Below are 25,586 nucleotides of genomic sequence, written 5' to 3'. Positions count from 1 at the left end.
TTGCGCTGAAGATCAAGAGCTACCCCCTCACCCCAGCCCTCTCCCCCAGGGGGGCGAGGGGGAAAGGGAGCAGATTTTCATGCTTTTCAAGCTTTGTATTCGACTCGGAATTTCAGGTCGATGAACAACGGAAGAACCCCGCGGTCGGTTCCCTCTCCCCCGGGAGAGGGCTAGGGTGAGGGGCTTTTCAGCCGAGCACCCGTTCCAGAGTCCGCGAAACCCCAACCTCGCGCAGACTCTGGCAGCACCATTCGAACGCCGCAACAAACTCCGCCGATTTAGCGATCGCCGTGCCGAAAATCTCTTCCACGCCCAGCAGGCGTTCGCTGATCAACTCATCGTCCGCCACCAGTCCCTGACAGAAAGCCGCTCGCGGATCCGGAATCGAATACGTATCGCCGTTCTCGTCCACGCCCTTCAAATACGAGGCCCACGCCGCGACGACCAGTGCCGCGCGTTTGGTCTCTTTGCCATCCACAATCAACCGATTGATCGTCGGCACGGTGAATTTGGGAAACTTCGACGAGCCATCCGAACACACCCGCTCAAGCTGATCGGCAATCGCCTGATTGGAAAACCGCGCCACCAGCGTGTCCTTGTACTCGCTCAGATCGATGCCCGGCACCGGCGCCAGTTGCGGCGTCACATCCAGGTCCATATAGGCGCGCATGTACCGCACGAACAGCGGGTCGTTCATGGTCTCGTGGACGAAGCGATAACCCTTGAGAAAGCCCAGATACGTCAGCGCCAGATGACTGCCGTTGAGCAGTTTGATTTTCATCTCTTCGTACGGCGACACATCGTCGGTGAACTGCACCCCGACCTTTTCCCATGCGGGGCGGCCGTTGCCGAATTTGTCCTCCAGCACCCACTGCACAAACGGTTCGCAGACCACCGGCCAGGCATCGTCAACGGCGTGTTTGTCGGCCAGTTGCAGGCGATGTGCGGTGCTGGTCATCGGTGTAATGCGGTCGACCATGGCGTTGGGGAAACTGACGTTCTGCTCGATCCACTCGCGCAGTTGCGGATCACGCAGGGCGGCGAAGGCCAGCAGCGCCTTGCGGGCGACCGCGCCGTTGTGCGGCAGGTTATCGCAGGACATCACCGTGAACGCCGGAACGCCCGCCGCTCGGCGTTTGGCCAGTGCGGCGCAGAGGAAACCGAACACGGTGCCCGGCGCTTCGGGATGGGCCAGGTCGTGTTGAATCTGCGGCAGATGCGCCATGAACTCGCCGTTGCTGTCGTCGATACAGTAACCGCCCTCGGTGATGGTCAGGGAGACGATGCGGATCTGCGGTTCGGCCAGTTTGTCGATTAGCGCCTGTGCGCCATCTTCGGCGAGCAGCATGTCGCGGATGGCGCCTATGACGCGCACTTCGGTGTCGTCGCTGTCGCCCAGTTCGAACAGAGTGAACAGATAATCCTGCTCGCGCAGATCATCGCGAGCGCGGCGATCTTCCGGGCGCAGGCCGACGCCACATATGGCCCAGTCGAGCGCTTCGCCAGTGTTCATCAAGGCATCGGTGTAATAGGCCTGATGCGCGCGGTGGAAGCCACCGACGCCAATATGGGCGATGCCCTGGCGTGTGTCGCCGAGGTCGTAGCCGGGGAGTTGCACTTCGGCGGCGAGGCGATTGAGGTTCTGTTGGTTGAGTTTCATCGGATAGTCTCGAAATCAGGCGGCAGCGCGCAGTGGGCGGGTCAGCGCCACACCCTCGGCGTCGAACAGATGGCAGTGAGTCGGGTCCAGGCGCAGGCTCAATTGCTCGCCATAACGGCTGGCCAGATCGCCGCGCACGCGCATGGTCAGGGCTTCGCCGGCGCTGGTGGTAACGTGGCAGAAGGTGTCGCTGCCGAGGCGTTCGCTGACGTCGGCAGTCACCTGCAACGTGCAGTCGCCGGGTTGCGCCAGCTCCAGGTGTTCCGGGCGAATGCCCAGCGTCACCGCGCTGCCGACGCTGAGGTTGGCGGCATTGAACGGCAGGGTGATGCGCGTGCCGGCGTCCAGCGCAACTTCGCAGCTGGCGCCGTCGATGCGCGCGATCTTGCCTTTGAGGAAACCCATTTTCGGCGTGCCGAGAAAGCCGGCGACGAACAGGTTGGCCGGGTGGTGATAGAGGTCAAGCGGCGAGCCGACCTGTTCGATCCTGCCGCCGTTGAGCACCACGACCTTGTCGGCCATGGTCATCGCTTCGACCTGATCGTGGGTCACGTAGATCATCGTTGCTTGCAGGTCTTTGTGCAGGCGCAGCAGCTCCAGACGCATCTGCACGCGCAACGCCGCGTCGAGGTTGGACAGCGGTTCATCGAAAAGGAAAATCTTCGGGTTGCGCACGATGGCACGGCCGATCGCCACGCGCTGGCGCTGGCCGCCGGACAGCTGCTTGGGTTTGCGCTCGAGCATCGGCCCGAGTTCGAGAATGCGCGCCGCTTCGCCGACCTTGCGCTCGACCTCGGCTTTCGGCACGCCGGCCAGATCGAGGGCGAAGGACATGTTCTTCTTCACGGTCATGTGCGGATACAGCGCGTAGGTCTGGAACACCATCGCCAGATCACGCTTGGCCGGGCTGACTTCGGTGATGTCGCGGCCGTCGAGTTCGATGGTGCCGCCGCTGACTTCTTCCAGGCCGGCGATCAGCCGCAGCAGGGTGGACTTGCCGCAGCCCGACGGGCCGACGAAGACCACGAACTCCTTGTCGTTCACTTCCAGGTCGATGCCCTTGATGATGGAAAAGCCTTCGAAGCCTTTTTGCAGATTCTTGATTTTCAGGTTGGCCATGAGATGGGCCTCCGTGGTTTTCATTCTGTTAAGCCGGACGCGCTTTTCTGTAGGAGTGAGCCTGCTCGCGATAGCGGAATGTCCTTCAACATTGATGTCGACTGACACGGCCGAATCGCGAGCAGGCTCACTCCTACAGGGGAATGTGTTCGCTCAGGGGTATTCATTTCACGGCACCAAACGACAGCCCGCGCACCAGTTGTTTCTGGCTGATCCAGCCGAAGATCAGAATCGGCGCGCAGGCGAGGGTCGAGACTGCCGACAACTTGGCCCAGAACAGACCTTCGGGGCTTGAGTACGAGGCGATCAACGCAGTCAGTGGCGCGGCATTCGACGAGGTCAGGTTCAGCGACCAGAACGCCTCGTTCCAGCACAGGATCAGCGACAGCAGCACGGTCGAGGCGAGGCCGCCCTTGGCGATCGGCAGCAGCACGCGCACCATTTCCTGCCACAGCGTCGCGCCATCAAGCCGGGCGGCTTCGAGGATGTCTTTGGGGATGTCCTTGAAGTAGGTGTAAACCATCCAGACCACGATCGGCAGGTTGATCAGCGTGTAGATCACGATCAGTGCAATGCGCGTGTCGAGCAGGCCAAAGCTCTTGGCCAACAGGTAGATCGGCATCAGCACGCCCACCGGCGGCAGCATCTTGGTCGAGAGCATCCACAGCAGCGTGCCTTTGGTGCGCTGGGTTTCGTAGAACGCCATCGAGTAGGCCGCCGGCACCGCGATCAACAGACACAGGGCGGTGGCGCTGAAGGAGATCACCACCGAATTCCAGGCGAAACTGAAATAGTCGCTGCGCTCGTTGATGTGCAGGTAGTTCTCCAGCGTCGGTGTGAAGATGAACTGCGGCGGCGTAGCGAAGGCGTCGATTTCGCTCTTGAAGCTGGTCATCACCATCCAGAAGATCGGGAAGAAAATCACGATCGCGATGGCCCAGGCCAGCGTACCGAGCAGCAGGCTTTGCAGGCGGCGGGATTGTTGGAGCGTCATGGCAGGCCTCACGCTTTGTCAGTCAGGTTTTTGCCGATCATCCGCACCAGAATGATCGCGGCGATGTTGGCGATGACCACGGCAATCAAACCGCCCGCCGAAGCCATGCCGACGTCGAACTGCACCAGCGCCTGGTTGTAGATCAGGTAGGCGAGGTTGGTCGAGGCGTAGCCGGGGCCGCCATTGGTGGTGGTGAAGATTTCCGCGAATACCGAGAGCAGGAAGATCGTTTCGATCATCACCACCACGGCGATTGGCCGTGCCAGATGCGGCAGCGTCAGATGCCAGAAAATCGCAATCGGGCCGGCCCCGTCCAGGCGTGCGGCTTCCTTCTGTTCCTGATCCAGCGACTGCATCGCCGTCATCAGAATCAGGATCGCGAAGGGCAGCCATTGCCACGAAACGATGATGATGATCGACAGCAGCGGGTAGTGCGCCAGCCAGTCGACCGGTTGCGCGCCGAACAACTTCCAGATGTAGGCGAGGATCCCCGAAACCGGGTGGAAGATCAGGTTCTTCCAGATCAGCGCACCGACGGTGGGCATGATGAAGAACGGCGAAATCAGCATCACTCGCACCAGACCGCGACCCAGAAATTCGCTGGCCTCCAGCAACGCGCTGATCAGCACGCCGAAGACCACGCTGATCAGCAACACGCTGCCAACCAGCAACAACGTATTGGTCGCGCCGGGCATGAAACCCGAATCAGTGAGGAAATAGGTGAAGTTCTCCAGCCCGACAAATTCGTTTTCACCGGGGTAGAGCAGGTTGTAGCGGATCATCGAAAAGTACAGGGTCATGCCCAGCGGCACGATCATCCACAGCAGCAAGAGTGCCACCGAAGGACTGACCAGAAACCAGCCTGGGTTGCGCACCCGCAGCTTGCGCTGGGGTGGCGACAGGTCGATGTGGGCTTTGGCAGTTGAAGTATTCATGGCAGTAACCGATTCGACAGGCGAATGAAGATCCCCTGTAGGAGTGAGCCTGCTCGCGATAGCGCAATATCATTCAACGTTGATGTCGACTGACACGGCCTCATCGCGAGCAGGCTCACTCCTACAAAAGCAGGAGCAAGCTTTGCGGATTACTTCGGATAACCCGCGCGCTTCATCTCACGTTCCGTGGTCTGCTGCGCCGCTGCCAGCGCCTGATCCACCGTGGTCTGGCCGATCAGCGCGGCCGAGAACAGCTTGCCGACCTGGGTGCCCACGGCCTGGAATTCAGGAATGGTCACCAGCTGAATGCCAATGTACGGCACTGGTTTGAGCGTCGGCTTGCTCGGGTCGGCGGCCTTCAGCGACTCCAGCGTCACCTTGGCAAACGGCGCGGCGCTCATGTACGCGTCGCTGTAGGTCGAAGCGCGGGTGCCCGGTGGCACGTTGGCGATGCCATCGGTCTTGGCAACCAGTTCGCCGTACTCTTTGGAAGTGGCCCACGCGCTGAAGGTTTTCGCCGCGTCCTTGGCCTTGGAGCTGGTCGGAATCGCCAGCGCCCACGAATACAGCCACGCCGAGCCTTTGTCGGTGACCTGATGCGGGGCGAAGGTGAAGCCGACGTGATCGGCGACCTTGCTCTGGGTCTTGTCGGTGACGAACGAGCCGGCGACGCTGGCATCGACCCAGATCGCGCATTTGCCACTGTTGAACAGGGCGAGGTTTTCGTTGAAACCGTTGCTGGATGCGCCCGGCGGGCCGGATTTCTTCATGGTGTTGACGTAGAAATTCAGCGCATTTTTCCATTCCGGCCCGCTGAATTCCGGTTTCCACTGCTCATCGAACCAGCGCGCGCCGTAGGCGTTGGCGACCGTGGTGACCAACGCCATGTTTTCGCCCCAGCCGGCCTTGCCACGCAGGCAGATGCCGTATTGCTCTTTGTCTTTCTGGGTGAGTTTTTCCGCGAAACCGGCGATCTCTTCCCAGGTCGGACGCTCCGGCATGGTCAGCCCGGCGTCCTTGAACAGGTCGGTGCGGTAGTAGGTGATCGAACTCTCTGCGTAGAACGGCAGCGCATACAGCGAACCTTTCACCGACAGGCCTTCGCGCACCGAGGGGAACACGTCGTCCAGAGCGTAACTGGCCGGCAGATCCTTCATCGGCTCGAGCCAGCCCTTGCCGCCCCAGAGTGCCGCTTCGTACATGCCGATGGTCAACACGTCGAACTGTCCGCCCTGGGTGGCGATGTCAGTGGTCAGACGCTGACGCAGGACGTTTTCTTCCAGCACCACCCAATTGAGCTTGATGTCCGGGTGCTCGCTCTCGAAGGTCTTCGAGAGTTTTTGCATGCGGATCATGTCGCTGTTGTTGACGGTGGCGATGGTCAGGGTCTGGGCGCCAAGGCTGACGCTGCTGAGGGTCATGCAGGTGAGAGCGAGCAGAGCTTTTGCAGTGGGTTGCATCGTGCACTCCTTTTCTGACACCCGTCGGGGCAGAAGGACAGTTATTGTTTTTGTGTCTTCCGAATGCAGGAAGAATCTGCGCTGATTACAGCCTTCAATGGCAGGACTGACAAATCATCCCTAGCACTTTTGTTGATACTTTTTTGCACTGGGGTTTGCTTGGGGGAACGCAGGGAAGGGGTTTTGCGCGATGGAGCGTTAGCGAATGCGTACAGATTTCTGATGCCAACACAGCCCCTGTAGGAGTGAGCCTGCTCGCGATAGCGGTGTTTCACATTGCAAATGTGTTGGCTGACTCACCGCCATCGCGAGCAGGCTCACTCCTACAGGGGCTTTGTTTATCAGCCGTGGTTTTGTTCTGTCAGGCGCTGCACCGCCAGCCGTCGATAGTGCGAAGGCGTCATGCCCTTGAGCTGCTGAAAGCGCCGATTGAAGTTGGAAATATTGTTGAAGCCCGACTCGAAGCACACCTCAGTCACCGGTTTGTCGCCGTCGGCCAGCAGTTCACAGGATTTGCTGATGCGCAGGCGATTGACGAACTCGATGAAGTTGCGCCCGGTGGCCTGTTTGAACACTCGACTGAAATAGGTCGGCGTCATGCCCAAGTGTTCGGCCACCTCTTCCAATGAAATATCTCGGGCGTAGTGACTGAAGATGTAATCGACCGCACGGTTGGTGCGGTCGATGTTGTGTTCGTCGGCCAATTGCGGCGTGGTGGCGCCGGACAGCAACTGGAAATCGTCACTGGCCGCGAGCAGTTCCATCAGGATGAAAAAGTGCCCGAGGCGGGTGATGCCGCTGCTGTCGGCGATGCGTTGCATCAGCGTCATCGCCTGGCGGATCGTGCGTTTGCAGCGGAACTCGATGCCGTACTGCGCACGCTCAAGCAGCGGCGCGAGACTTTTCAGTTCAGCGAAAACCTGATGCCCGCTTTCGAATAATTCGTCGGTGAAGTTGACGAGCATGTCGCGTTTCTCGACCACTTCATCTTCGGCGACCTGGCTGATCCAGTTGTGCGGCAGGTTGGGCCCGGTGAGAAACAGGGTTTCCGGATAGAAGTTGCCGATGTAGTCGCCGATGAACACCTTGCCGGAACTGGCGACGATCAGGTGCAGTTCGTATTCCTTGTGAAAATGCCAGCGCACCAGCGGGCAGGGGAAGCCGTGCTGGCGGTAGATGATGGACAAACCGTTATGGTCGTCCATCAACTCGTAGGAAGGATCGGTCACGCGAGCGGTTCGGGTCATGACGGGCACTTTTTTATTATCGCTGCGCGATCATGCCTCGTTTTTCGACATTTGTGCCACTTCTGCACGGTCGCCCGTTTACGCCGCTTGGTTGAGCTTGGCGCGAGCCTTTTGCAGGTTGGCCATCTGGCAGAAACGCACGATGTGCGAGTTTTTGATGAAGTCGAAATTGATGATGTTGCACTTGCGCGCCCAATCCGACTGAGCCGGGTCGAACCAACTGTCGAGACTGTCGAGGATTCGCTGCGGGCCGCCGAGGGTGTAACTGGTTGCCGACAGCGACCACGGGCGAAGCGTACTGACGGCTGTGCTCAATACGTTGGTGATATAGCCATGCAGATCCGAGGTACTGACGTGCGATTGACCGATCCATTTGTGATTGATCTGGCTGTAGAAACGATAGTCCCGCGTGTCCCAGGTCATCGGCGCGGCCACCATGATGCGTTGCAACGGATTGATGGCTTTTAGTTGGCCCAGCGTCAGATGCAGATTGTCGGTGGGAATCAGTCGCTCACCAAGGTTTTCCACTAACGCCGCTTTGAATTCCGCGTGATTGAATGGATCTTTAGCGCCGGAAAGTTCATGAAAGTCGAGGATGATGAACTCATCCGGACTTCTTTCATAAAATCCCTTCACGTCCCGTATAAGGTCTTCCAGAGTTCGTGAAGAGGTATATCCATTGTGGTGGAAACGGAATTTGGCCAGTTGGTTTGCTTTGTTGTCGTAAACGAGGCGCACGTCGAGTGCGCGAGCGCCGCGATTCAACTGCGAATAAAAGGAAACGTCCTGACAGGCAAGCCAGTTTTTTCCGGGAATCAGCGCGTAAGAGGCATCCCAGTCACAACCGGCGTTATGCGCACCGGGCAAAGTCATTTCGAAGAGTGAAAGATTGTCAATGTCTGGAGCGTCAGCCATCCACTGATAGGTTTGAATGTTGTCGAAGTTTTCCATGTTGCATATCCTGCGAATGAAGTTGATAAAAAGTTGCGCGCAGGATGTTTATAAGCATATTCAACGGGTCGAGAAAGTGTGCTTTTAATGCAAGTGATGTAGTTGGAGCAATTATCAATCCGCTGGATGTAATTGGTTCTTGGCCTCAATCCATTGAGCCATGTACTGGGTACTTTTCAGTGTGTGGTGTCGTAACATGGCACCAGTAAAGTTATTGTTTCTAAGTTGTGCCAGGTTTTGTCGGCAATCGTTGATCCTGTCGATCAGACGAGGGGCGTGCACGCTGCGCTGATAACGCTGCTGCAAAAGTGTCGACGCCTCAATCTGCGCTTGCTGCCAGCGCAGCGGATTTTCGTACAGTTGCACGGCCTGTTCGGCAAAGCTGTTCGCGTCGAGGGCAACGGCTCCTGGCCACGGCGTGTCGCCATGCATGGCTTCGGCGCCAATCGGCGTGGTGACACTGGGCGTGCCGCACAGCATGGCATCAAGCAGTTTGCCCTTGATGCCGGCGCCAAAGCGCAACGGTGCCAGGCAGACTCGGGCTGCAGACATCACCTCGAGGGCATCTTCGGCCCAGTCCATGATGTGAAAGCCCTGCGCGGGATTGTGCAGCGCTGTGGCCTTGGGCGGCGTATAGGCACCATAGACATGCAGTTGCGCGCGAGGCAGCCGCGCGCGGATCAGCGGCCACAGGGTGGTTTTCATCCAGAGCACAGCGTCCCAGTTCGGCGCGTGGCGGAAGTTGCCAATGCTGAGGAAATGCGCGCGTTCGGCGAAGCCTGGCAGGGCGGTGTCCGGAAGATCGATCATCAGCGGACACCAGTGCAGGATTTGCCGTGGCAGGCCGAATTGCCCTGCGAGCAAGTCGATTTCGACTTCGGAAATCATCAGATTCAAGTCACACCGATACAGCGCAGCGATTTCCCGTTTGGCCAGATCGGTGCCGGCCATCAACTGGAATTCTTCGTGCAATGCCGGTGCAAACAGCCCGGTGAAATCAGTCTGCTCGTCGTTGCTTTTCAGTCGGTCCTTGAGGCGCTGATGACGCGCATGACGCAGGCTTTGCAGATCAGAAGTTTCCAGGATACGCAGGGCGTCCGGACAGTGTTTCTCCACGCGCCAGCCAAACTGTTCTTCCATCATGAACTGATCGAACAGCACGATATCCGGCGCCAGCGCGCTGATGAACGCGTCGAAACTGCTGTTGTTGAGCTGAATCGGCACTTCCTCAATGCCCATCGCTGTCAGGTCAGCCTTGTGCTCACCCGGGCCGGCCGGGCTGCTGAAGGTGACTTTCCATCCTTGCTCCAGGAACGTCTCGAGGATCTGCATGACATGCCCGCTGGCCGCGGAGGATCGGGGCTCGGGCCAGACGTAGCCGATGACCAGAACTTTGGTGTTATGCGAATGGCTCACGACTGATCCTCTGACCCATGGAAAAGGGCGCAATTAAATCACAGCGAGGTGATCGGATTGCACCCTGTTCGCCGCCAGGCCGTTTCAGTGCTCAGCTGACCGGTTTGGCGAGATTGAGCAGCAGCGGCCCCTGCAGGAACTTGCCAGCAGCGGTGTTCCGCACGGCCTCATCGATGGTCTTCATATTGAAGCTCAAGATGGCCGGGCGGGTTTGCGCTTGATCGAGCAGGGACACCGCGAGCATGTAGGACTCGGCGTTGGCCAGCGCAGGATGTTTCTGCACCAGTTTCGGCAGACTGGCCTTCACCCGGTCGTACTCGACGAATCCCTCCCGGTGCGCACTTGCATGATGTGGATTGATCAGGTTGTCCGGATGTGCCTTGCGCGCATCACGGGCCAGCTCGAGCAATCCGACGGCATCGAATTCTGCGTGATACAACTCGGGGTAGACCTTGCCGTAATACAGATCGAGGGTGTCCGGGCCACCGTGGGACATCTCATGAATCAAAACGTCGGCGACGCAACCGACGTCGTAGCGTGACGACTTGTAGAACTCGTTCAGATTGTCCGGATAGATCGACAGAAACCTGACGGCCGATTCGTCGATTTTCTCGCCGGTGCGCAGCGCCGTCTTCCAGCGCTTATACGCCGCAGGCGACAGCGAGGCGATCACGTCCGGCTGATGGGGGCGGAACGTTACGTTACTGAAGCTGATCGATTCGAGATCCTTGCGCATGGTGCTGAAGTGTTTTGACAGATGTTGGACCACTTCATCGGAATCGTTGCCGAATACATGCTTGAGCACTGCGCTGATGTCGTCGTTGGATGACCGCTGCGACAGCGCGCTGATGGCGTTGTCCAGTTTGGTCCGGGCACGGGGAATGGCTTTTTTCAGATAGCCCCGGGTGTAACTGAACGGCTTGAAGCGGCCGAACAGGCGCCGCAGCGGGGAGAAATTCCCGAGGTCGAGTATTTTCAGGCGCGGCCCCCAGGCGCCGCCGGTGCGGATGTTCAGCGCGTGCCAATCGTGGTTGCGCTCGAGCACTGCGATGTCGATCGCCTCGCCAAGCGCGTCGGCCCCTCGCCAGGTCGCCTGACGCACATCGCGGGTGTGGGAAAGCTTGAGCCAGTCACGACCCTCAGTGCCATGCATCAATCGTCTCAATTGCACGCTGGCGCTGTGCGCGGCGTCGAGCGCGTTTTCCCCGGCAAATACGACTCCGCGCTTGACCAGACGCAAGCCCTTGCGGGCAAGGGTGGGCACGCCGTCGAGCGGGTTGATCAACGACACGGCCGCGCGGGCCACGGCTTTGGCGACCTTCAGCAGTTTGAGGGTGGTCGACCCGGTCTTGGCGATGATGCTCGCTGCCGACGCGCCAAGACCGACCAGCAGACCGATGACCGACAGGCCGTCCAGAACGCAGCCACCGATGCCTTCGGCCACACGATCGGTGCGTCCGGAACGAATGTCTTCAATGCACTGTTTGAACGGCACGATGACATTGACTGCCAGGTTCTCGACGGTTTCCCTGGTATCGCGCCATTCTTCCAGGCCGTTGCGTACATCCAGAGCGGCATACAGCTCTTCGCGGCGGGCAACCGGATGGTTGTCCAGCACGCACTCGGCGATCTCATCCAGTTGCGCTGAGAAGAACAGCGGAACCGCGCGCACATCGGTCGCTTCAAGTTGCAACTGCCAGAGCTTTTCAACCACCACTCTGGATGTCACGCCCTGACGTGGTTCGCTGCCCTCGCGGTAGGCGGCGTAATCCAGGGGCCACTCGCTGGCTTTGTTTTTGTCCTGGAAATCGTATTTGCTGCCGGTATACGAGAGGGTCGGACGCTGGTTGAGCAGGCCGCTGTCTTGCAACCGGACCGCCAGATCGGGACGCTCGCAGCAGAGGCCGCGCAGCGTGAACAGTTCGTACGCGCGGATCTGATCGCCGTGGGTGCAGCACAGAATGATCCCGTAACGCCCGTTGGCTTCATCCCGCTGGATTTGTGTTTCCTGATTCGGATTGAGTGGATTGACTTCTTTCCTGACGGTGTAAAGAGTCATTTTTCCGCGGGTCAAGGCGAGACGATCGCGCTCCGGCATTTGCGTGATCGCCATTTTGATCAGCGACGACAAGCTCTCGCGCACATTCTGGTAGTAACGAGCAAACGCCTGTTCAAACAGTGGCAACGGCGATTGCAGTTCGGCCAGGCGGGCGAAAGCATCGGCTGGGGGGTGGAAGTTATCGCGGGTCTTGAATTTGTCCGACAGCTGTCCGTCCTCAACCAGATCCCCGGAAAGATACAGATCGAGAATCGACAGGCGCATGCGCAGCAGACCATTGATTGCGTATTCGTTGTTGTCAGTGGCACTGGCGAGGAAGTCCCAGAACTCGCTGAGGATTCCCGCTGGATGCGCAGCCTTGAGACCTTCCAGCCAGCTACGTTCGCCGAAACTGTCCAGGTACTTTATTTCGAAGGCCTGCTGTTCGAGATAGGGGTCGGCGGGCATCACTTCCTCCAGTGCCCGCAAGGCGATTTTGCGCCGGTCGGGGGGCGCGCTGGACAACCCGCTCTCGGATTGGGCAAGGGCTCCCATGTAGCGCGAAAAATACGTGCTGGCGTTGATCACCGCTGCCTTGTCGTAGTCCTTGGCACTGCGGTAGGGGATAACCCCGGTCAGTACCGCCCAGTCCACTACCGCCGCGATCGCCGCCGTTTCGTACAGCTTGTCGAGCTCGGGGGAGGCCGGAGTCAGTTCGGAAAACGTCTTGAGTTGCGCAAATGTCATGGCGCGCGTGCTGCCAGGGGCGGCGTGTTCGATGACCGCGACGGTCTGGCGAACAGTTACCCAGCCAGGCTTGTCCAGCGTCAGCCCGGGCGGGATCTGTCCGATCAGCAGCTCCGGAGCTCCGCCCGCCAGTAACAGATGCGCTGCCAGTGGGGCGTTGTGCGCTTCGCTCAGGCCTTGGTCAACCAGATGCTGTTCGAACAAGACGCGTACTTGCGCGGCGCTTCGTCCGGCATTCGCTGGCTGATAGAAGTCATAACCCGCGACAAGGGGTTGATCGGAGCGCAATTGCATGTCGATGATCAGCGCCGCCAGCACCAACTCGTCGAGCTGGCGATCGCGGACGTCCGGGTCATCGGCTTCCAGATGCCAGCCGAGCCGCTCATGCAACGTGGCTCCGAGTGCGCGCGCGGTCTTGCCACGCAGGAAGTTTTGCAGAAACTTGTCTGCGTGCTCGCGTATGTCCGGCGCCGGGATCAGGTTGAAGTTGGCGAACGCCAGTGCCTGCAACAGGCTAGTCGCACCTCGGGTCAACTCATGCACGGTATGGGTGATGACGTGGCGGTCTGTGATCGATAAATGAAACGGCGAGGATTGATCGGCGTGGAGCATTTCTTGGTAATCGCCCAGGATGGGTGGCTCAGGCAGTTCGAAGGCCAGCCATTCGATCAATGACCTGGTCTCGCCAATAGTGGTCGGCACGTTATAACCGTGGAAACTCAACCACTGCACTATGCCGATCACTTGGCCGGAATAAACCACCCCGCCAATGCTTTTTGCCAGATCGGCAAGCATGTTGACTTCTTCGGAAAAGATTGACGTTTGCGCGCTATCGAATGAAACGCTGAACCGATGGGATTCGAACTCCGAAGCATAAACAATGAAAATGCTGGCGTTGGCGTCAACCCCTAGCTGGATATCAGCGGCGTACGAGTGTTTGCGTAATAGCTGAGCAAACTCGGGGGCCTCGATCATTGTTTCAAAGGCATTGCGTGCCGGCTCACAGCGTTCATCAAAACTGCTGCCGATAACCCTGGGTATGAAACGATCCTGCACATTGAATACGCTGCTGGAAGGCAGTGAGGCGCTTGCCGAGTAATCACCGGCAGAGACACTGAATTCGCTCGCTTCAAGAGCTTTTGCAAGCGCCCCGGCAATAAGGGCGCGTTCCTGTTTGTTGAATGCGGAGCGATCGACGGCGGCAGGCACGTCTGACGAGATGAACTTCATGGGCTCTATCCTGATTGAATATCGAAAGTTCCCTGGCTGGATATTCGTTAAGTATTAACGCGGCCAAAGTTCATTCAGGATAGAGATGCATCTCGGATAATGGCGGTGATAGTTGATTACCGGGTGTTATCGGATATGACAAGTTGCTTCCAGTGAAACAACTATCAGGATTTTTTCAGGATGCTTTTGACTTTGTCGCGCAATTGATCGATGGAAAACGGTTTGCCGATGGCATGCATGTCGGCGGGCACCGGAATATTTTCGGCATAACCGCTGGCAAACAGGATGGGCAGAGCAGGGCGCAGTTCCCGCGCCCTGTCAGCGAGTTCGCGGCCATCCATGCCAGGCAGGCCATGGTCGGTCATCATCAAATCGATCTGCTTGCCAGCCTTCGCGAGAATCTTGAGTGCCGCGTTACCGTCTTCAGCCTCCAGCACAGTGAATCCCAGCTCCTCAAGCACATCCACGATGAGCATGCGCACGATGTTGTCATCTTCTACGACAAGGATGGTGGGGGCATTGGCAGACATGGCGGGACTCTCAAAAAATGAAATCGGGGGATACCGGGTGATCGAAATTGCCGGACTCTTGCATGAGTAAGTGGCGCATAGCCACAAGTTCCCAGGCTGATACAAAAAAGAACACGTACGTGCGGTGCGGCAAGGATAACCGTTGGCGTCGTCCAATGCGCAGGCGTGCGTAGGAAAATGCCATCAAATGTGTGAGAAAAATGGATCCATGCCAGGGTTTTGGGGCAAACTCTCGGGTTTTCAACAGTTCGACAAGGCTGCCCCATGTCCTCTCCGTCCTCGGTTGATGAACAACGGTTCCGCAAACTCCTGAGTCGCAACGTCAGCCTGCCGCTGGGCGTCGGCGTGCTCAGTGCGGTGTTTTTCGTCTCGCTGATCACTTATTTGCTGTCCGTCATCCAATGGGTCGAGCACACCGACCGGGTGATCAATAACGCCAATGAGGCGGTGAAACTCACCGTCGATCTGGAAACCGGCATGCGCGGTTATCTGCTCAGCGGTGACGAGCACTTCCTCGACCCGTATGAAATCGCCAAACCGCGTATCGATGTCGCCCTCCATACGTTGCTGGAGCTGACCGCCGACAATCCGGTGCAGACCGATCGTCTGCGGCGTTTGCAGGCGTTGCAGGTGGAGTGGGCCAATTACGCGCAGTCGATGATCGATCTGCAGCGCAGCAGCGGCGATTATCGCGGTGCGGTCAAGGCCGGGCGGGGCAAGCGCCTGACCGATGAAATTCGCAAGCAGTTCGAAGACGTCATCGAGACCGAGCAGGTGCTGCGTGCCACGCGCAACGAAGACGTGCGCCGCACCACCATCTGGAGCATCACGCTTTACCTGATCTTCATCGTTGGTATCAGCGGGTTGCTGGCTTACATCGGTCGACGGGACCTGGTCAATCTCTCGACCGATTACAGCGCCAACCTCGCCGCGCAACAGGCCAGCGCCGAGCGTCTGGAGAAACAGGCGTGGTTGCGCAACGGCCAGACACAATTGGCCGAGCAGGTGCTGGGGCAACTGACGCTCAATCTGCTGGGGCGCAACATCCTGCAATTCTGCGCGCAATACCTCGGCACCGCCGTCGCCGCTCTCTATGTGCGCGAAGAGCATGGCGGCCTCAAGCGCGTCGCTACTTACGGCTTCTCCCGCGAGCAGGAAGAGCTGAATCAAACGATTTACAGTGGCGAGGGCATCGTCGGTCAGGTCGCAGAACAAGCACGCTTGATCCGTCTCGATTCGGTCCCGGCCGACTATTTCAAAGTCAGCTCCGGCCTCGGCGCCGGCCTGCCGCACAGTGTGCTGGTGGTGCCGACCAGCGATGACGACCGGGTCAACGGTGTGATCGAACTGGGTTTCCTGCGTCCGCTGAGCGAACGCGACATCGAGCTGCTGGAGCTGATTGCCGGCAACATCGGCACTTCGATCGAAGCAGCACGCTACCGTCAACGTTTGCAGGAAGTGTTGGCCGAAACCCAGCAGCTCAATGAAGAGCTGCAAGTGCAGCAGGAAGAGCTGAAGACTGCCAACGAAGAGCTGGAAGAGCAGTCGCGGATTCTCAAGGAATCCCAGGCGCATCTGGAAACCCAGCAGGTGGAGCTGGAGCAGACCAACGAGCAGCTCGCCGAACAGCGCGATGCGATGGACAAGAAAAATACCGAACTGAATCAGGCGCAGATCCAGCTCGAAGAGCGTGCCGAAGAGCTGCAACGTTCGAGCAAGTACAAGTCCGAGTTCCTCGCCAACATGTCCCACGAACTGCGCACGCCGCTGAACAGTTCGCTGATTCTGGCCAAGCTGCTGGCGGAAAACCCGCAGCAGAATCTGTCGGCGGAACAGGTCAAGTTTGCCGAATCGATCTACTCGGCGGGCAACGATCTGCTCAACCTGATCAACGACATTCTGGATATTTCCAAGGTCGAGGCCGGCAAGCTCGAAGTGCTGGCCGAAAACACCCGCGTCGATCGTCTGGTCGACGGCTTGCGCTCGATGTTCGAGCCGTTGGCCGCCGATAAGAAACTGGCCTTCAGCGTCGAGGTTCAGCCGGACGCGCCAGCCTTGCTGTTCACCGACCGCCAGCGCCTGGAACAGGTCATCAAGAACCTGCTGTCCAACGCGATCAAGTTCACCGAGCACGGCGCAGTCAGTCTGACCATCACCGCGCAGCCGAACGACCACATTGCCTTCAGCGTCAAGGATTCCGGGATCGGCATCGCCGCCGATCAGCAGGAAAGTATCTTCGAGGCGTTCCGTCAGGCGGATGGCACCACCAACCGCAAGTACGGCGGCACCGGTCTGGGCCTGTCGATCTCTCGAGATCTGGCGACACTGCTGGGCGGTTCGATCAGCGTCGACAGCGTACCGGGGCAGGGCAGTACATTCACCCTGGTGTTGCCGCGTCAGTACCACGAATTCGGTGACTCGCCGGCGGCGCCGCTGACCTTCCACCCGGCACCTGCGACGCCGACACCGCTTGCCGTCGCGGCGCCGGTGGCATCGGCAATTCCGGCGGTCATCCCGCGCTTCGCCGATGACCGCAACAAGGCGCCGTTCGCCACCCGCTGCATTCTGGTGGTGGAAGACGAGCCGAATTTCGCCCGTATCCTCTATGACCTGGCCCATGAGTTGGGCTACATGTGCCTGGTTGCACACGGCGCCGACGAAGGCTACGACCTGGCCCGCGAGTTCGTGCCGGATGCGATCCTGCTCGACATGCGCCTGCCGGATCACTCTGGCCTCACCGTGCTGCAACGCCTGAAGGAACGCGCTGAAACCCGGCACATTCCGGTGCACGTGATTTCCGTCGAAGACCGCGTCGAGGCCGCCATGCACATGGGCGCCATCGGCTACGCGGTGAAACCGACCACCCGCGAAGAGCTCAAGGACGTGTTCGCCCGTCTCGAAGCCAAGCTGACGCAGAAGGTCAAGCGCGTGCTGTTGGTCGAGGATGACGATCTGCAACGCGAAAGCATCGCGCGGCTGATCGGCGATGAAGACATCGAAATCACCGCGGTCGGTCTGGCACAGGACGCGCTGGAGCTGCTGCGCACGACCATCTACGACTGCATGGTCATCGACCTGAAGCTGCCGGACATGCTCGGCAACGATCTGCTCAAGCGCATGTCCACCGAGGACATCTGCTCGTTCCCGCCGGTCATTGTCTACACCGGACGCAACCTGACCCGCGATGAAGAGGCCGAGCTGCGCAAGTATTCGCGTTCGATCATCATCAAGGGCGCGCGCTCGCCGGAGCGGCTGCTGGACGAGGTCACACTCTTTCTGCACAAAGTCGAATCGCAGCTGTCCCATGAACGGCAGAAGATGCTCAAGACCGCGCGCAGCCGCGACAAGGTCTTCGAAGGTCGCAAAGTGCTGCTGGTAGACGACGATGTGCGCAACATCTTCGCCCTGACCAGCGCACTGGAACACAAGGGCGCGGTCGTGGTGATCGGCCGTAATGGCCGCGAAGCGATCGAGAAACTTCACGAAGTCGAGGACATCGACCTGGTGCTGATGGACGTGATGATGCCGGAAATGGATGGCTTCGAAGCCACCATGGAAATCCGCAAGGATCCGCGCTGGCGCAAGCTGCCGATCATCGCGGTGACGGCCAAGGCCATGAAGGACGATCAGGAGCGCTGCCTGCAGGCGGGCGCCAACGATTATCTGGCCAAGCCCATCGACCTGGATCGTCTGTTCTCGCTGATACGTGTGTGGTTACCGAAAATGGAACGCATCTAGTGGAACGCAGCAGTTCAGCCGAGCGCAACAGCGAAATCGAATTACGCTTGTTGATCGAGGCGATTTACCTGAAATACAGCTATGACTTTCGCGACTACTCCGGCGCTTCGATCAAGCGCCGGGTGCAGCACGCGCTGAGTCAGTTCGAATGCGCGACCATCTCGGCGCTGCAGGAGAAAGTCCTGCACGACCCGACGGCGTTCATGCAACTGCTGCAACTGCTGACGATCCCGGTCAGCGAGATGTTTCGCGATCCGTCGCACTTTCTGGCGATCCGCAACGAAGTGGTGCCGCTGCTGCGTACCTATCCGTCGCTGAAGATCTGGATCGCCGGCTGCAGCACGGGCGAGGAGGTCTACTCGATGGCGATTCTGCTGCGCGAAGAAGGCCTGCTCGACCGCACGATCATCTACGCCACCGACATCAATCCGCGCTCGCTGGAAAAGGCCAAGCAAGGGATTTTCTCCATGGAAAATGTCCGCGCCTACACCGCCAATTACCAGCAGGCGGGCGGCCAGCGTTCATTTGCCGATTACTACACCGCAGCCTATGGCTACGCGATTTTCGACAAGAGCCTGTGCGAGAACGTGACGTTCGCCGACCACAGCCTGGCGACCGACAGCGTGTTTTCCGAAACCCAGTTGATCTCTTGCCGCAATGTGCTGATCTACTTCAACAAGAAGCTGCAGGACCGGGCGTTCGGGCTGTTTCATGAATCGCTGTCGCATCGCGGCTTTCTGGTGCTGGGCAGCAAGGAAACCCTGGATTTTTCCAACTACTCGAACCAGTTCGAGGCGTTGGTCAAACAAGAACGGATCTACCGCAAACTATGAACGACACCCCGAGCCTGCCTCGCATCGAGGCTGTCGTGATCGGCGCCTCCGCAGGCGGTGTCGAAGCCTTGCTGACCCTGCTCGGGCCGCTGCGCAAAGGCTATGTGCTGCCGATCATCATCGTCCTGCATCTGCCGGAAGAGCGCCGCAGTCATCTGGCTGAAGTGTTTTCCCGGCGCCTGGCGATGCCGGTCAGAGAAGCCGAAGACAAGCAGGATATCGAAGCCGGCACGGTGTACTTCGCCACGCCCGGTTACCACTTGTCGATCGAAGCGGATCGCAGCCTGTCGCTGAGTCTCGAGGATCGCGTGCACCACTCGCGGCCTTCAATCGATTACCTGTTCGAGTCCGCCGCCGACGTCTACGGCCCGACACTCGCCGCCATACTGCTGACCGGCGCCAATCAGGATGGCGCTTGCGGGTTGGCCTGCGTCAAGCGCTGCGGCGGCCTGAGCATTGTTCAAGATCCCAAGGATGCACAAGTCGCCACCATGCCCCAGGCTGCACTGAACGTTCTGCAGCCGGATCATGTCCTACCCATTCACGGCATCGGCCGTCTGCTAGTCGAGCTGGAACGAATCGCATGCTGAGTAATATCCAAGCCAAACTGTTGATCGTCGACGATCTGCCAGAAAACCTGTTGGCGCTGGAAGCGCTGATCAAGCGCGAGGATCGCACGGTCTACAAGGCTCTGTCGGCGGACGAAGCACTGTCGCTGCTGCTGCAACACGAATTCGCCATGGCCATTCTCGACGTGCAGATGCCCGGCATGAATGGCTTCGAACTGGCCGAGTTGATGCGTGGCACCGAGAAGACCAAGAACATCCCGATCATCTTCGTCAGCGCCGCCGGCCGTGAACTCAACTACGCGTTCAAAGGCTACGAAAGCGGTGCGGTGGACTTCCTGCACAAGCCGCTGGATATCCACGCGGTGAAGAGCAAAGTCAACGTTTTCGTCGATCTGTATCGCCAGAGCAAGGCCATGAAGCAGCAGGTCGAGGCGCTGGAGCAGGCCCGACGCGAGCAGGAAGCGCTTTTGCAACAGCTGCAAAGCACTCAGCTTGAGCTCGAGCAAGCGGTGCGCATGCGCGATGACTTCATGTCCATCGTTGCCCACGAAGTTCGCACACCGCTCAATGGCCTGATTCTCGAAACCCAGCTGCGCAAGATGCACCTGGCCCGGGACAACGCCTCGGCGTTCACCCTCGACAAGATGCAGGCGATGGTTGACCGCGATGAGCGACAGATCAAAAGCCTGATCCGCCTGATCGAAGACATGCTCGATGTTTCGCGAATCCGCACCGGCAAACTGTCGATCCGCCCGAGTCGTTTCGATCTGGTGCAACTGGTCAGCAATCTGCTACAGAACTTTGCCCCGCAAATGGAAGCGGCGGAAACCAGTGTGTCCTTCGAAGCGGCGGCGCCGGTCGAAGGTTGCTGGGACGAGTTCCGCATCGAGCAAGTGGTGTCCAATCTGCTGACCAATGCCTTGCGTTATGGCGGGCGGAGCCCGATTCAGGTGCGCGTTTATCGCGAAGGTGAAGAGGCACGGGTCGAAGTTCAGGACCACGGCATCGGTATCAGCGCCGAGAATCAGAAGCGTATTTTTCAGCAGTTCGAACGGGTGTCCGCCAAGACGGTGGTGGCCGGGCTCGGGCTGGGTCTGTTCATTTCCGAGCAGATCGTCGCCGCCCATGGCGGCTCCATCGTCGTCGAGAGTGAAATCAACGAGGGCGCCCTGTTTCGCGTTTGTCTGCCGATCCAGGAAAACGGCATATCCGACGCAACCTCTGAGTGACCACACGGTCGTATCAGCAGCTATTGACCGAACATAGGCTTCCCATGAGCGTAGATGCGCAAGATGTAGTACTCGTCGTCGAAGACGAACCGGTTATCTTGATGGTCCTGACGGATTACCTGTCAGGGCAGGGCTATCGCGTGTTGCAAGCGGAAAATGGCGAGCAGGCTTTCGAGATCCTCGCCAGCAAACCTCACCTGGACATGCTGATTACCGATTTTCGCCTGCCGGGGGGAATCTCCGGCGTGCAGATCGCCGAGCCGGCCGTCAAATTGCGACCGGACCTCAAGGTGATCTTTATCAGCGGCTACCCGCAGGAAATCCGCGAGACTGGCAGTCCGATCACCAACAAGGCACCGATTCTCGAAAAACCCTTCGATCTGGATGTGTTGCAGGAAAAGATTCAGGAATTGCTGGCCTGATTAAAACGACGGGCGCCGTAATCCGTCATCACGGCGCCCGTTGTTTTAGCTATTGATCATCTCGCGCACCTTGGCGGTGAGCAGATCAAAGGTGAAGGGCTTGGTGATCATCTGCATCCCCGAGTCGAGGAAGCCACCACGCACCGCCGCGTGCTCGGCATAACCGGTAATGAACAAGACTTTCAGACCCGGTCGATATTGCCGACCGACCTCCGCCAGTTGCCGACCATTCATGCCCGGCAGACCGACGTCGCTGATCAGCAGATCGATACGCTGCGTCGAGTTGAGGATCGGTACCGCGCCATCGGCGTCACTGGCCTCTACGAACGCGTAACCCAACTCACTGAGCACGGCGCTGACCAACACCCGCACTGCCGGGTCGTCTTCGACGATCAACACGGTTTCGCCGTCCATCGCGTAGGGCGCCTGTTGTGAATCCGAGACCGGTTGCTCGGCTTCCTCACCGCGAAAACGCGGCAGATACAGTCTGACAGTGGTGCCTTGATCGACTTCACTGTCGATCGACACATGCCCGCGTGATTGCTTGCTGAAGCCATAGATCATCGACAGGCCCAACCCGGTGCCCTGGCCGATCGGCTTGGTGGTGAAGAACGGATCGAACGCACGGCTGACCACGCTCTGCGGCATGCCGCTGCCGTTGTCAGTGACGCTGAGCATCACGTAATCGCCCGGTTCCAGATTGCTGTAGGCCGCCGTGAAGTCGCGATGCAGAACCTGATTGCTGGTCTCCACCACCAGTTTGCCGCCCTCGGGCATCGCATCACGGGCGTTGATTACTAGGTTGAGCAGGGCGCTTTCGAGTTGATTGGGATCGGCTTCGGCCACCCAGAGGTTGTCGTCCAGGCGCATTTCCAGATGAATGCTTTCATTGAGGCTGCGTTGCAGCAGCTCGCCCATCGACAGCACCAGCGTGTTCATTTGCACGGCTTTCGGGTCGAGTGACTGACGGCGCGAGAACGCCAGCAGGCGATGGGTCAAGCCGGCGGCGCGGTTGGCGGACGTCACGCCGAGATCGATCAGGCTGTCGAGATCCTCGGTACGCCCTCTGGCCAGACGTCGGCGCAGCAGTTCGAGGCTACCGATAATGCCGGTGAGCATGTTGTTGAAGTCATGGGCGATGCCGCCGGTGAGTTGGCCGACCGCTTCCATCTTCTGCGATTGGCGCAGCGCTTCTTCGTTGTGGCGAAGTTGTGCGGTGCGTTCTTCGACCTGCTGCTCGAGGGTTTCCAGGGTCGATTGCAGGCGTCGTTCGCTTTCACTCAGGTCGATCAGACGATCGCGCGCTTCGTATTGTCGTCGCCGCCCGCGCAGGGCGGCGGAGACCAGACTGACCAGCGTCGCGGGATGGAAAGGTCGTTCGAGAAACGTCACGTTGCCCAGCAGTGCGCTCAGTCGCGACGGCGGCCCCTGTTCCTCGCCGCCGTGATGAGTCAGCAGGACGATTGGCAGATCCGACCATGCGGGTTGCTGATCGAGGTATTCGATCAGATCACCGAGTTCCGGCCCGCGCAGCGCTTCGGCGGCAATCAGCAGCAGCCCTGCGCCGAGTTCCAGCTCGGTCCGCAGGGCGCCAAGATCCGGCGCACTCAGGCCACCGTAACCGGCCTCATTGAGGATCATCAGCGCAATCTGACTGTCGCGACCCATGGGCGCCAGAATCAGCACCCGTTCGGCCAACGGGGTATTGACCGTCACAAGCTTTCATCCTCGAGCAGCGGATTACCCGCTCCCATGTAGGTCGGCACGCCACGCAGCACGCCCTGGAAGGATTCCAGCGGTTGACCGATGGTCATGCCGCGCGAGGAAATCCGGTATTCGCGAATGGTCGATTCGTGGCTGCCGGTGCGTTTTTTGATAATCGAAATGGCCCGACGGACCTTGCCCAGGGCTTCGAAGTAACGCAACAGAATCACCGTGTCGGCCAGGTAGGTGATATCCACCGGCGCCTGCATGTCGCCGACCAGACCGTGCTGGGCAACAGTCATGAAGGTCGCCGCGCCTTTACGGTTGAGGTACAGCAGCAGCTCATGCATGTGCAGCACCAGCGCGTTTTCTTCCGGCATCGCCGCTTGATAACCGTTGATGCTGTCGATAACGACGGTTTTGATGTCGCGCTCGTCAACGCAACGGCGCACGCGATGCGACAACTCACCGGGCGACAGCTCAGCGGCGTCCACTTGCTCGATCAGCAGATTGCCAGTCGCTTGCAAGGCTTTAAGGTCGATGCCGATATGGCGCATACGCTCGAACAGCAAGCCAAGCTCTTCATCGAAAATGAACAGCGCGGCTTTCTCGCCGCGAGCCACCGCAGCGGCAGCGAAGATCATCGAAATCAGTGATTTGCCGGTACCGGCCGGGCCGAGAATCAGCGTGCTTGAGCCGGTTTCGATACCGCCACCGAGCAGGGCGTCCATTTGCGGGATACCGCTGGACAACTGCAGACGTGCGTAATCGCCGCGATGTTCGGCCGCCACCAAGCGTGGAAAAACGTGGACGCCGTCGCCCATGATGGTGAAGTCATGGAAACCGCCACGGTATTTCTGTCCGCGATACTTGACCACTCGTACTCGACGACGCTCGGCGCCGTAGCTCGGTGTCAGCTCTTCAAGGCGGATGACGCCGTGGGCGACACTGTGCACGGTTTTGTCGAGGGACTCAGTGGTCAGGTCATCGAGCAACAGGACGGTGGCGTCGTAGCGCACAAAGTAGTGCTTGATCGCCAGGATCTGCCGACGATAGCGCAAGGAGCTTTGCGCCAGCAGACGGATTTCCGAGAGGCTGTCGAGCACCACGCGGGTCGGTTTGAAGCGCTCGACCACTTCGAAAATCTGTTTGGTCGCCTCACCCAGCTCAAGGTCCGAGGAGTACAGCAGACTTTGCTGGTGCTCGGCGTTCAGCAGGCTTTCCGGCGGCGTCAGTTCGAAGATCTGGATGTTCTCGTTCAGCTCCCAGCCATGGGAGAGTGCACCTTGACGCAGTTCTTTCTCGGTTTCCGAGAGAGTGATGTACAGGCAGCGTTCCCCCTCCAGCGCTCCGGCGCGGAGGAAATGCAGAGCTACCGTGGTTTTGCCGGTCCCGGGTTCACCCTCGAGCAAAAACACATGGCCGCGAGACAGGCCACCGGCGAGGATGTCATCCAGACCTGCGATGCCAACGGCAGCTTTCGCACTGATCAACTCGTTTGATGTAGTCAAAAAATGCCCTCTTATGACTAGGGTAATCGGCGGCTGGCTTAGGTGAGCCGCCTGAGTAACTTGACCTCAGGGCGTGTTCACGGTTCCGCTTTTTCTTTGGACAGGTGGCCGATTGCACCCGCTATAGCTTGATTAAAGACCTTGTTGCAGGGCCGGGTCGTCTGGATTCAGTTGTTCGAGTTGCGCCAGCAGAATCTGTACATTCTGCAACTGGCCGCTTTCCTTCCAGTAATTGATCAGCAGCACCCGCGCCTTGCGGTCGGCGGGGTGGCGCTGGACGATTTCCTGCAATTGTTTCTGCGCCGCTTCCAGCTCTTCTGCGCTGTGCAGAGTGGTGGCAAGGTCGTAGCGATAATCCTTGTTGTCGGGCTCCAGCTCGACGGCTTTGGACAGGCCAAGCAGGGCGTATTCGCGCTGGCCGTGATGCAGCAGCCACAGACCGAGGGCGTGCTGCAGATAGGCCGAATCAGGCTGCGCCTTGAGCTGGCGGGCGAGCAACTGGCGAGCGGCATCGCTTTGCCCCTGGCGATCGAGTACATCGATCTGCATGACCAGCGCCGGCAGGTTGCCGGGCTCCAGGCGCAAGGTATTGTCCAAGGCCTCTTGAGCCTGTTTGTACTCGGCGTTGTGAATATACAGGCGGGCCAATTGCGCATAATGGGCGGCGCTTTCCGGCTGGCTTTCGAGATTCTGCTGCCAGCCATCGATGGCCTGCTGCAGCGGCGCGAAATACAGGCCCAGCTCGTCAGGCGTCAGGCCGAGCAGGGCATTGATTGCGGCGAAACGGACCGTTTGTTCTTCATCGTCGAGCAACGGCCCGAGCAACAGACTGCGCTGCCCGCCGGGTACGAGGCCGACGATGCTTTTGATCGCCGCGACGCGCACTTGTGGCGCTTCGTGGTGCAAATCGATATCAGCGAGTTTCAGTGCCTGCGGACTCGGATAATTGGGCAGCTCGCCATGCAGCCAGACCCGGCGCTTGACCGAGATGTCCGGGCGGCCCAATTGCTGGTACAACTGGCGCGCCGCTCCGGGCTCACCGGTACGGGCGGCGTTGAGCGCTTCGCTGTAGCCATGTTTGATAGCATCGGGAATGGTCGGTGTGCTGCTGCGCAAGGACAGCCAGATGACGCCGAGGATCAGTACGAGGCCTAGGCCGATCAGCAGGTTGCGGCGGGACTGAGTCATGCGGGTTTCCGAAAGCTTCGAACTTGAGCAGAGCGGCAAGCTTCGGTCAGCTTGGCGCGTGAGTC

Annotated in this window: 18 protein-coding genes; 5 read left to right on the top strand and 13 right to left on the bottom strand. The window is 59.2% G+C overall.

Going from position 1 to position 25,586, the window contains the following annotated elements; translation table 11 throughout:
- Positions 1-187: 187 nt before the first annotated feature.
- From LIS66_RS14395 to LIS66_RS14350, 10 genes are all read right to left on the bottom strand, one after another.
- Entirely contained in the window at positions 188-1,660 is a 1,473-nt protein-coding gene (locus LIS66_RS14395) for a mannitol dehydrogenase family protein (RefSeq protein ID WP_227972418.1), read from the bottom strand.
- 15 nt (positions 1,661-1,675) lie between these two features.
- The gene (locus LIS66_RS14390) at positions 1,676-2,779 is read right to left on the bottom strand and encodes an ABC transporter ATP-binding protein (RefSeq protein ID WP_227972417.1); all 1,104 of its coding nucleotides are present in this window, start codon (positions 2,777-2,779) and stop codon (positions 1,676-1,678) included.
- 163 nt (positions 2,780-2,942) lie between these two features.
- The gene (locus tag LIS66_RS14385) at positions 2,943-3,773 is read right to left on the bottom strand and encodes a carbohydrate ABC transporter permease (RefSeq protein ID WP_016774872.1); all 831 of its coding nucleotides are present in this window, start codon (positions 3,771-3,773) and stop codon (positions 2,943-2,945) included.
- Between the two features lie 8 nt (positions 3,774-3,781).
- Positions 3,782-4,708, bottom strand: a complete 927-nt coding sequence (locus LIS66_RS14380) for a carbohydrate ABC transporter permease (RefSeq protein WP_041480415.1) — start codon at positions 4,706-4,708, stop codon at positions 3,782-3,784.
- 149 nt (positions 4,709-4,857) lie between these two features.
- Positions 4,858-6,168, bottom strand: coding sequence for an ABC transporter substrate-binding protein (locus tag LIS66_RS14375; protein WP_042610085.1), 1,311 nt, complete (start codon positions 6,166-6,168; stop codon positions 4,858-4,860).
- Positions 6,169-6,509: 341 nt separating this feature from the next.
- Positions 6,510-7,415, bottom strand: a complete 906-nt coding sequence (locus LIS66_RS14370) for an AraC family transcriptional regulator (protein WP_042610084.1) — start codon at positions 7,413-7,415, stop codon at positions 6,510-6,512.
- A 78-nt stretch (positions 7,416-7,493) separates the two neighbouring features.
- On the bottom strand, positions 7,494-8,366 hold the full coding sequence (locus LIS66_RS14365; protein WP_116657486.1) for a phospholipase: 873 nt from the start codon (positions 8,364-8,366) through the stop codon (positions 7,494-7,496).
- A gap of 114 nt (positions 8,367-8,480) precedes the next feature.
- Positions 8,481-9,782, bottom strand: coding sequence for a glycosyltransferase (locus LIS66_RS14360; protein ID WP_227972416.1), 1,302 nt, complete (start codon positions 9,780-9,782; stop codon positions 8,481-8,483).
- 91 nt (positions 9,783-9,873) lie between these two features.
- A complete protein-coding gene (locus LIS66_RS14355; RefSeq protein WP_227972415.1) occupies positions 9,874-13,797 on the bottom strand; it encodes a hypothetical protein in 3,924 nt (1,307 codons plus the stop codon).
- Positions 13,798-13,961: 164 nt separating this feature from the next.
- Entirely contained in the window at positions 13,962-14,327 is a 366-nt protein-coding gene (locus LIS66_RS14350; RefSeq protein ID WP_042610080.1) for a response regulator, read from the bottom strand.
- 264 nt (positions 14,328-14,591) lie between these two features.
- Here LIS66_RS14350 and LIS66_RS14345 point away from each other — a divergent pair, with 264 nt between their 5' ends.
- From LIS66_RS14345 to LIS66_RS14325, 5 genes are read left to right on the top strand one after another with little or no spacing between them, the layout of a single operon-like run.
- The gene (locus LIS66_RS14345) at positions 14,592-18,065 is read left to right on the top strand and encodes a response regulator (protein ID WP_042610079.1); all 3,474 of its coding nucleotides are present in this window, start codon (positions 14,592-14,594) and stop codon (positions 18,063-18,065) included.
- A complete protein-coding gene (locus LIS66_RS14340; protein WP_064362669.1) occupies positions 18,065-18,898 on the top strand; it encodes a CheR family methyltransferase in 834 nt (277 codons plus the stop codon). Before LIS66_RS14345 ends, LIS66_RS14340 begins: the two co-directional genes overlap by 1 nt.
- On the top strand, positions 18,895-19,488 hold the full coding sequence (locus LIS66_RS14335; protein ID WP_227972414.1) for a chemotaxis protein CheB: 594 nt from the start codon (positions 18,895-18,897) through the stop codon (positions 19,486-19,488). Before LIS66_RS14340 ends, LIS66_RS14335 begins: the two co-directional genes overlap by 4 nt.
- Positions 19,482-20,696 (top strand): hybrid sensor histidine kinase/response regulator, encoded by a 1,215-nt coding sequence (locus LIS66_RS14330; protein ID WP_065616290.1) that lies wholly within the window; start codon positions 19,482-19,484, stop codon positions 20,694-20,696. Before LIS66_RS14335 ends, LIS66_RS14330 begins: the two co-directional genes overlap by 7 nt.
- 44 nt (positions 20,697-20,740) lie before the next feature.
- Positions 20,741-21,118, top strand: a complete 378-nt coding sequence (locus LIS66_RS14325; protein ID WP_039761562.1) for a response regulator — start codon at positions 20,741-20,743, stop codon at positions 21,116-21,118.
- Positions 21,119-21,163: 45 nt separating this feature from the next.
- Here LIS66_RS14325 and LIS66_RS14320 read toward each other — a convergent pair whose 3' ends face one another.
- From LIS66_RS14320 to LIS66_RS14310, 3 genes are all read right to left on the bottom strand, one after another.
- Entirely contained in the window at positions 21,164-22,834 is a 1,671-nt protein-coding gene (locus LIS66_RS14320) for an ATP-binding protein (protein WP_042610074.1), read from the bottom strand.
- Positions 22,831-24,333, bottom strand: a complete 1,503-nt coding sequence (locus LIS66_RS14315; protein WP_042610073.1) for an ATPase domain-containing protein — start codon at positions 24,331-24,333, stop codon at positions 22,831-22,833. Before LIS66_RS14315 ends, LIS66_RS14320 begins: the two co-directional genes overlap by 4 nt.
- Positions 24,334-24,465: 132 nt before the next feature.
- Positions 24,466-25,521 (bottom strand): tetratricopeptide repeat protein, encoded by a 1,056-nt coding sequence (locus LIS66_RS14310; protein ID WP_123419506.1) that lies wholly within the window; start codon positions 25,519-25,521, stop codon positions 24,466-24,468.
- Positions 25,522-25,586: the final 65 nt, after the last annotated feature.

The sequence above is a fragment of the Pseudomonas sp. HN2 genome, from assembly GCF_020736465.1.
Lineage (GTDB): Bacteria > Pseudomonadota > Gammaproteobacteria > Pseudomonadales > Pseudomonadaceae > Aquipseudomonas > Aquipseudomonas moraviensis_A.
The sequence above is the reverse complement of the archived record's forward strand: the minus strand, read 5'-3'. Positions and strand labels throughout refer to the sequence as shown.

Bases quoted from the DNA above. Each gene is read 5' to 3' on its own strand.
- LIS66_RS14395 (WP_227972418.1), bottom strand. From the start codon at position 1,660: ATGAAACTCAACCAACAGAACCTCAATCGCCTCGCCGCCGAAGTGCAA.
- LIS66_RS14390 (WP_227972417.1), bottom strand. From the start codon at position 2,779: ATGGCCAACCTGAAAATCAAGAATCTGCAAAAAGGCTTCGAAGGCTTT.
- LIS66_RS14385 (WP_016774872.1), bottom strand. From the start codon at position 3,773: ATGACGCTCCAACAATCCCGCCGCCTGCAAAGCCTGCTGCTCGGTACG.
- LIS66_RS14380 (WP_041480415.1), bottom strand. From the start codon at position 4,708: ATGAATACTTCAACTGCCAAAGCCCACATCGACCTGTCGCCACCCCAG.
- LIS66_RS14375 (WP_042610085.1), bottom strand. From the start codon at position 6,168: ATGCAACCCACTGCAAAAGCTCTGCTCGCTCTCACCTGCATGACCCTC.
- LIS66_RS14370 (WP_042610084.1), bottom strand. From the start codon at position 7,415: ATGACCCGAACCGCTCGCGTGACCGATCCTTCCTACGAGTTGATGGAC.
- LIS66_RS14365 (WP_116657486.1), bottom strand. From the start codon at position 8,366: ATGGAAAACTTCGACAACATTCAAACCTATCAGTGGATGGCTGACGCT.
- LIS66_RS14355 (WP_227972415.1), bottom strand. From the start codon at position 13,797: ATGAAGTTCATCTCGTCAGACGTGCCTGCCGCCGTCGATCGCTCCGCA.
- LIS66_RS14350 (WP_042610080.1), bottom strand. From the start codon at position 14,327: ATGTCTGCCAATGCCCCCACCATCCTTGTCGTAGAAGATGACAACATC.
- LIS66_RS14345 (WP_042610079.1), top strand. From the start codon at position 14,592: ATGTCCTCTCCGTCCTCGGTTGATGAACAACGGTTCCGCAAACTCCTG.
- LIS66_RS14335 (WP_227972414.1), top strand. From the start codon at position 18,895: ATGAACGACACCCCGAGCCTGCCTCGCATCGAGGCTGTCGTGATCGGC.
- LIS66_RS14330 (WP_065616290.1), top strand. From the start codon at position 19,482: ATGCTGAGTAATATCCAAGCCAAACTGTTGATCGTCGACGATCTGCCA.
- LIS66_RS14325 (WP_039761562.1), top strand. From the start codon at position 20,741: ATGAGCGTAGATGCGCAAGATGTAGTACTCGTCGTCGAAGACGAACCG.
- LIS66_RS14310 (WP_123419506.1), bottom strand. From the start codon at position 25,521: ATGACTCAGTCCCGCCGCAACCTGCTGATCGGCCTAGGCCTCGTACTG.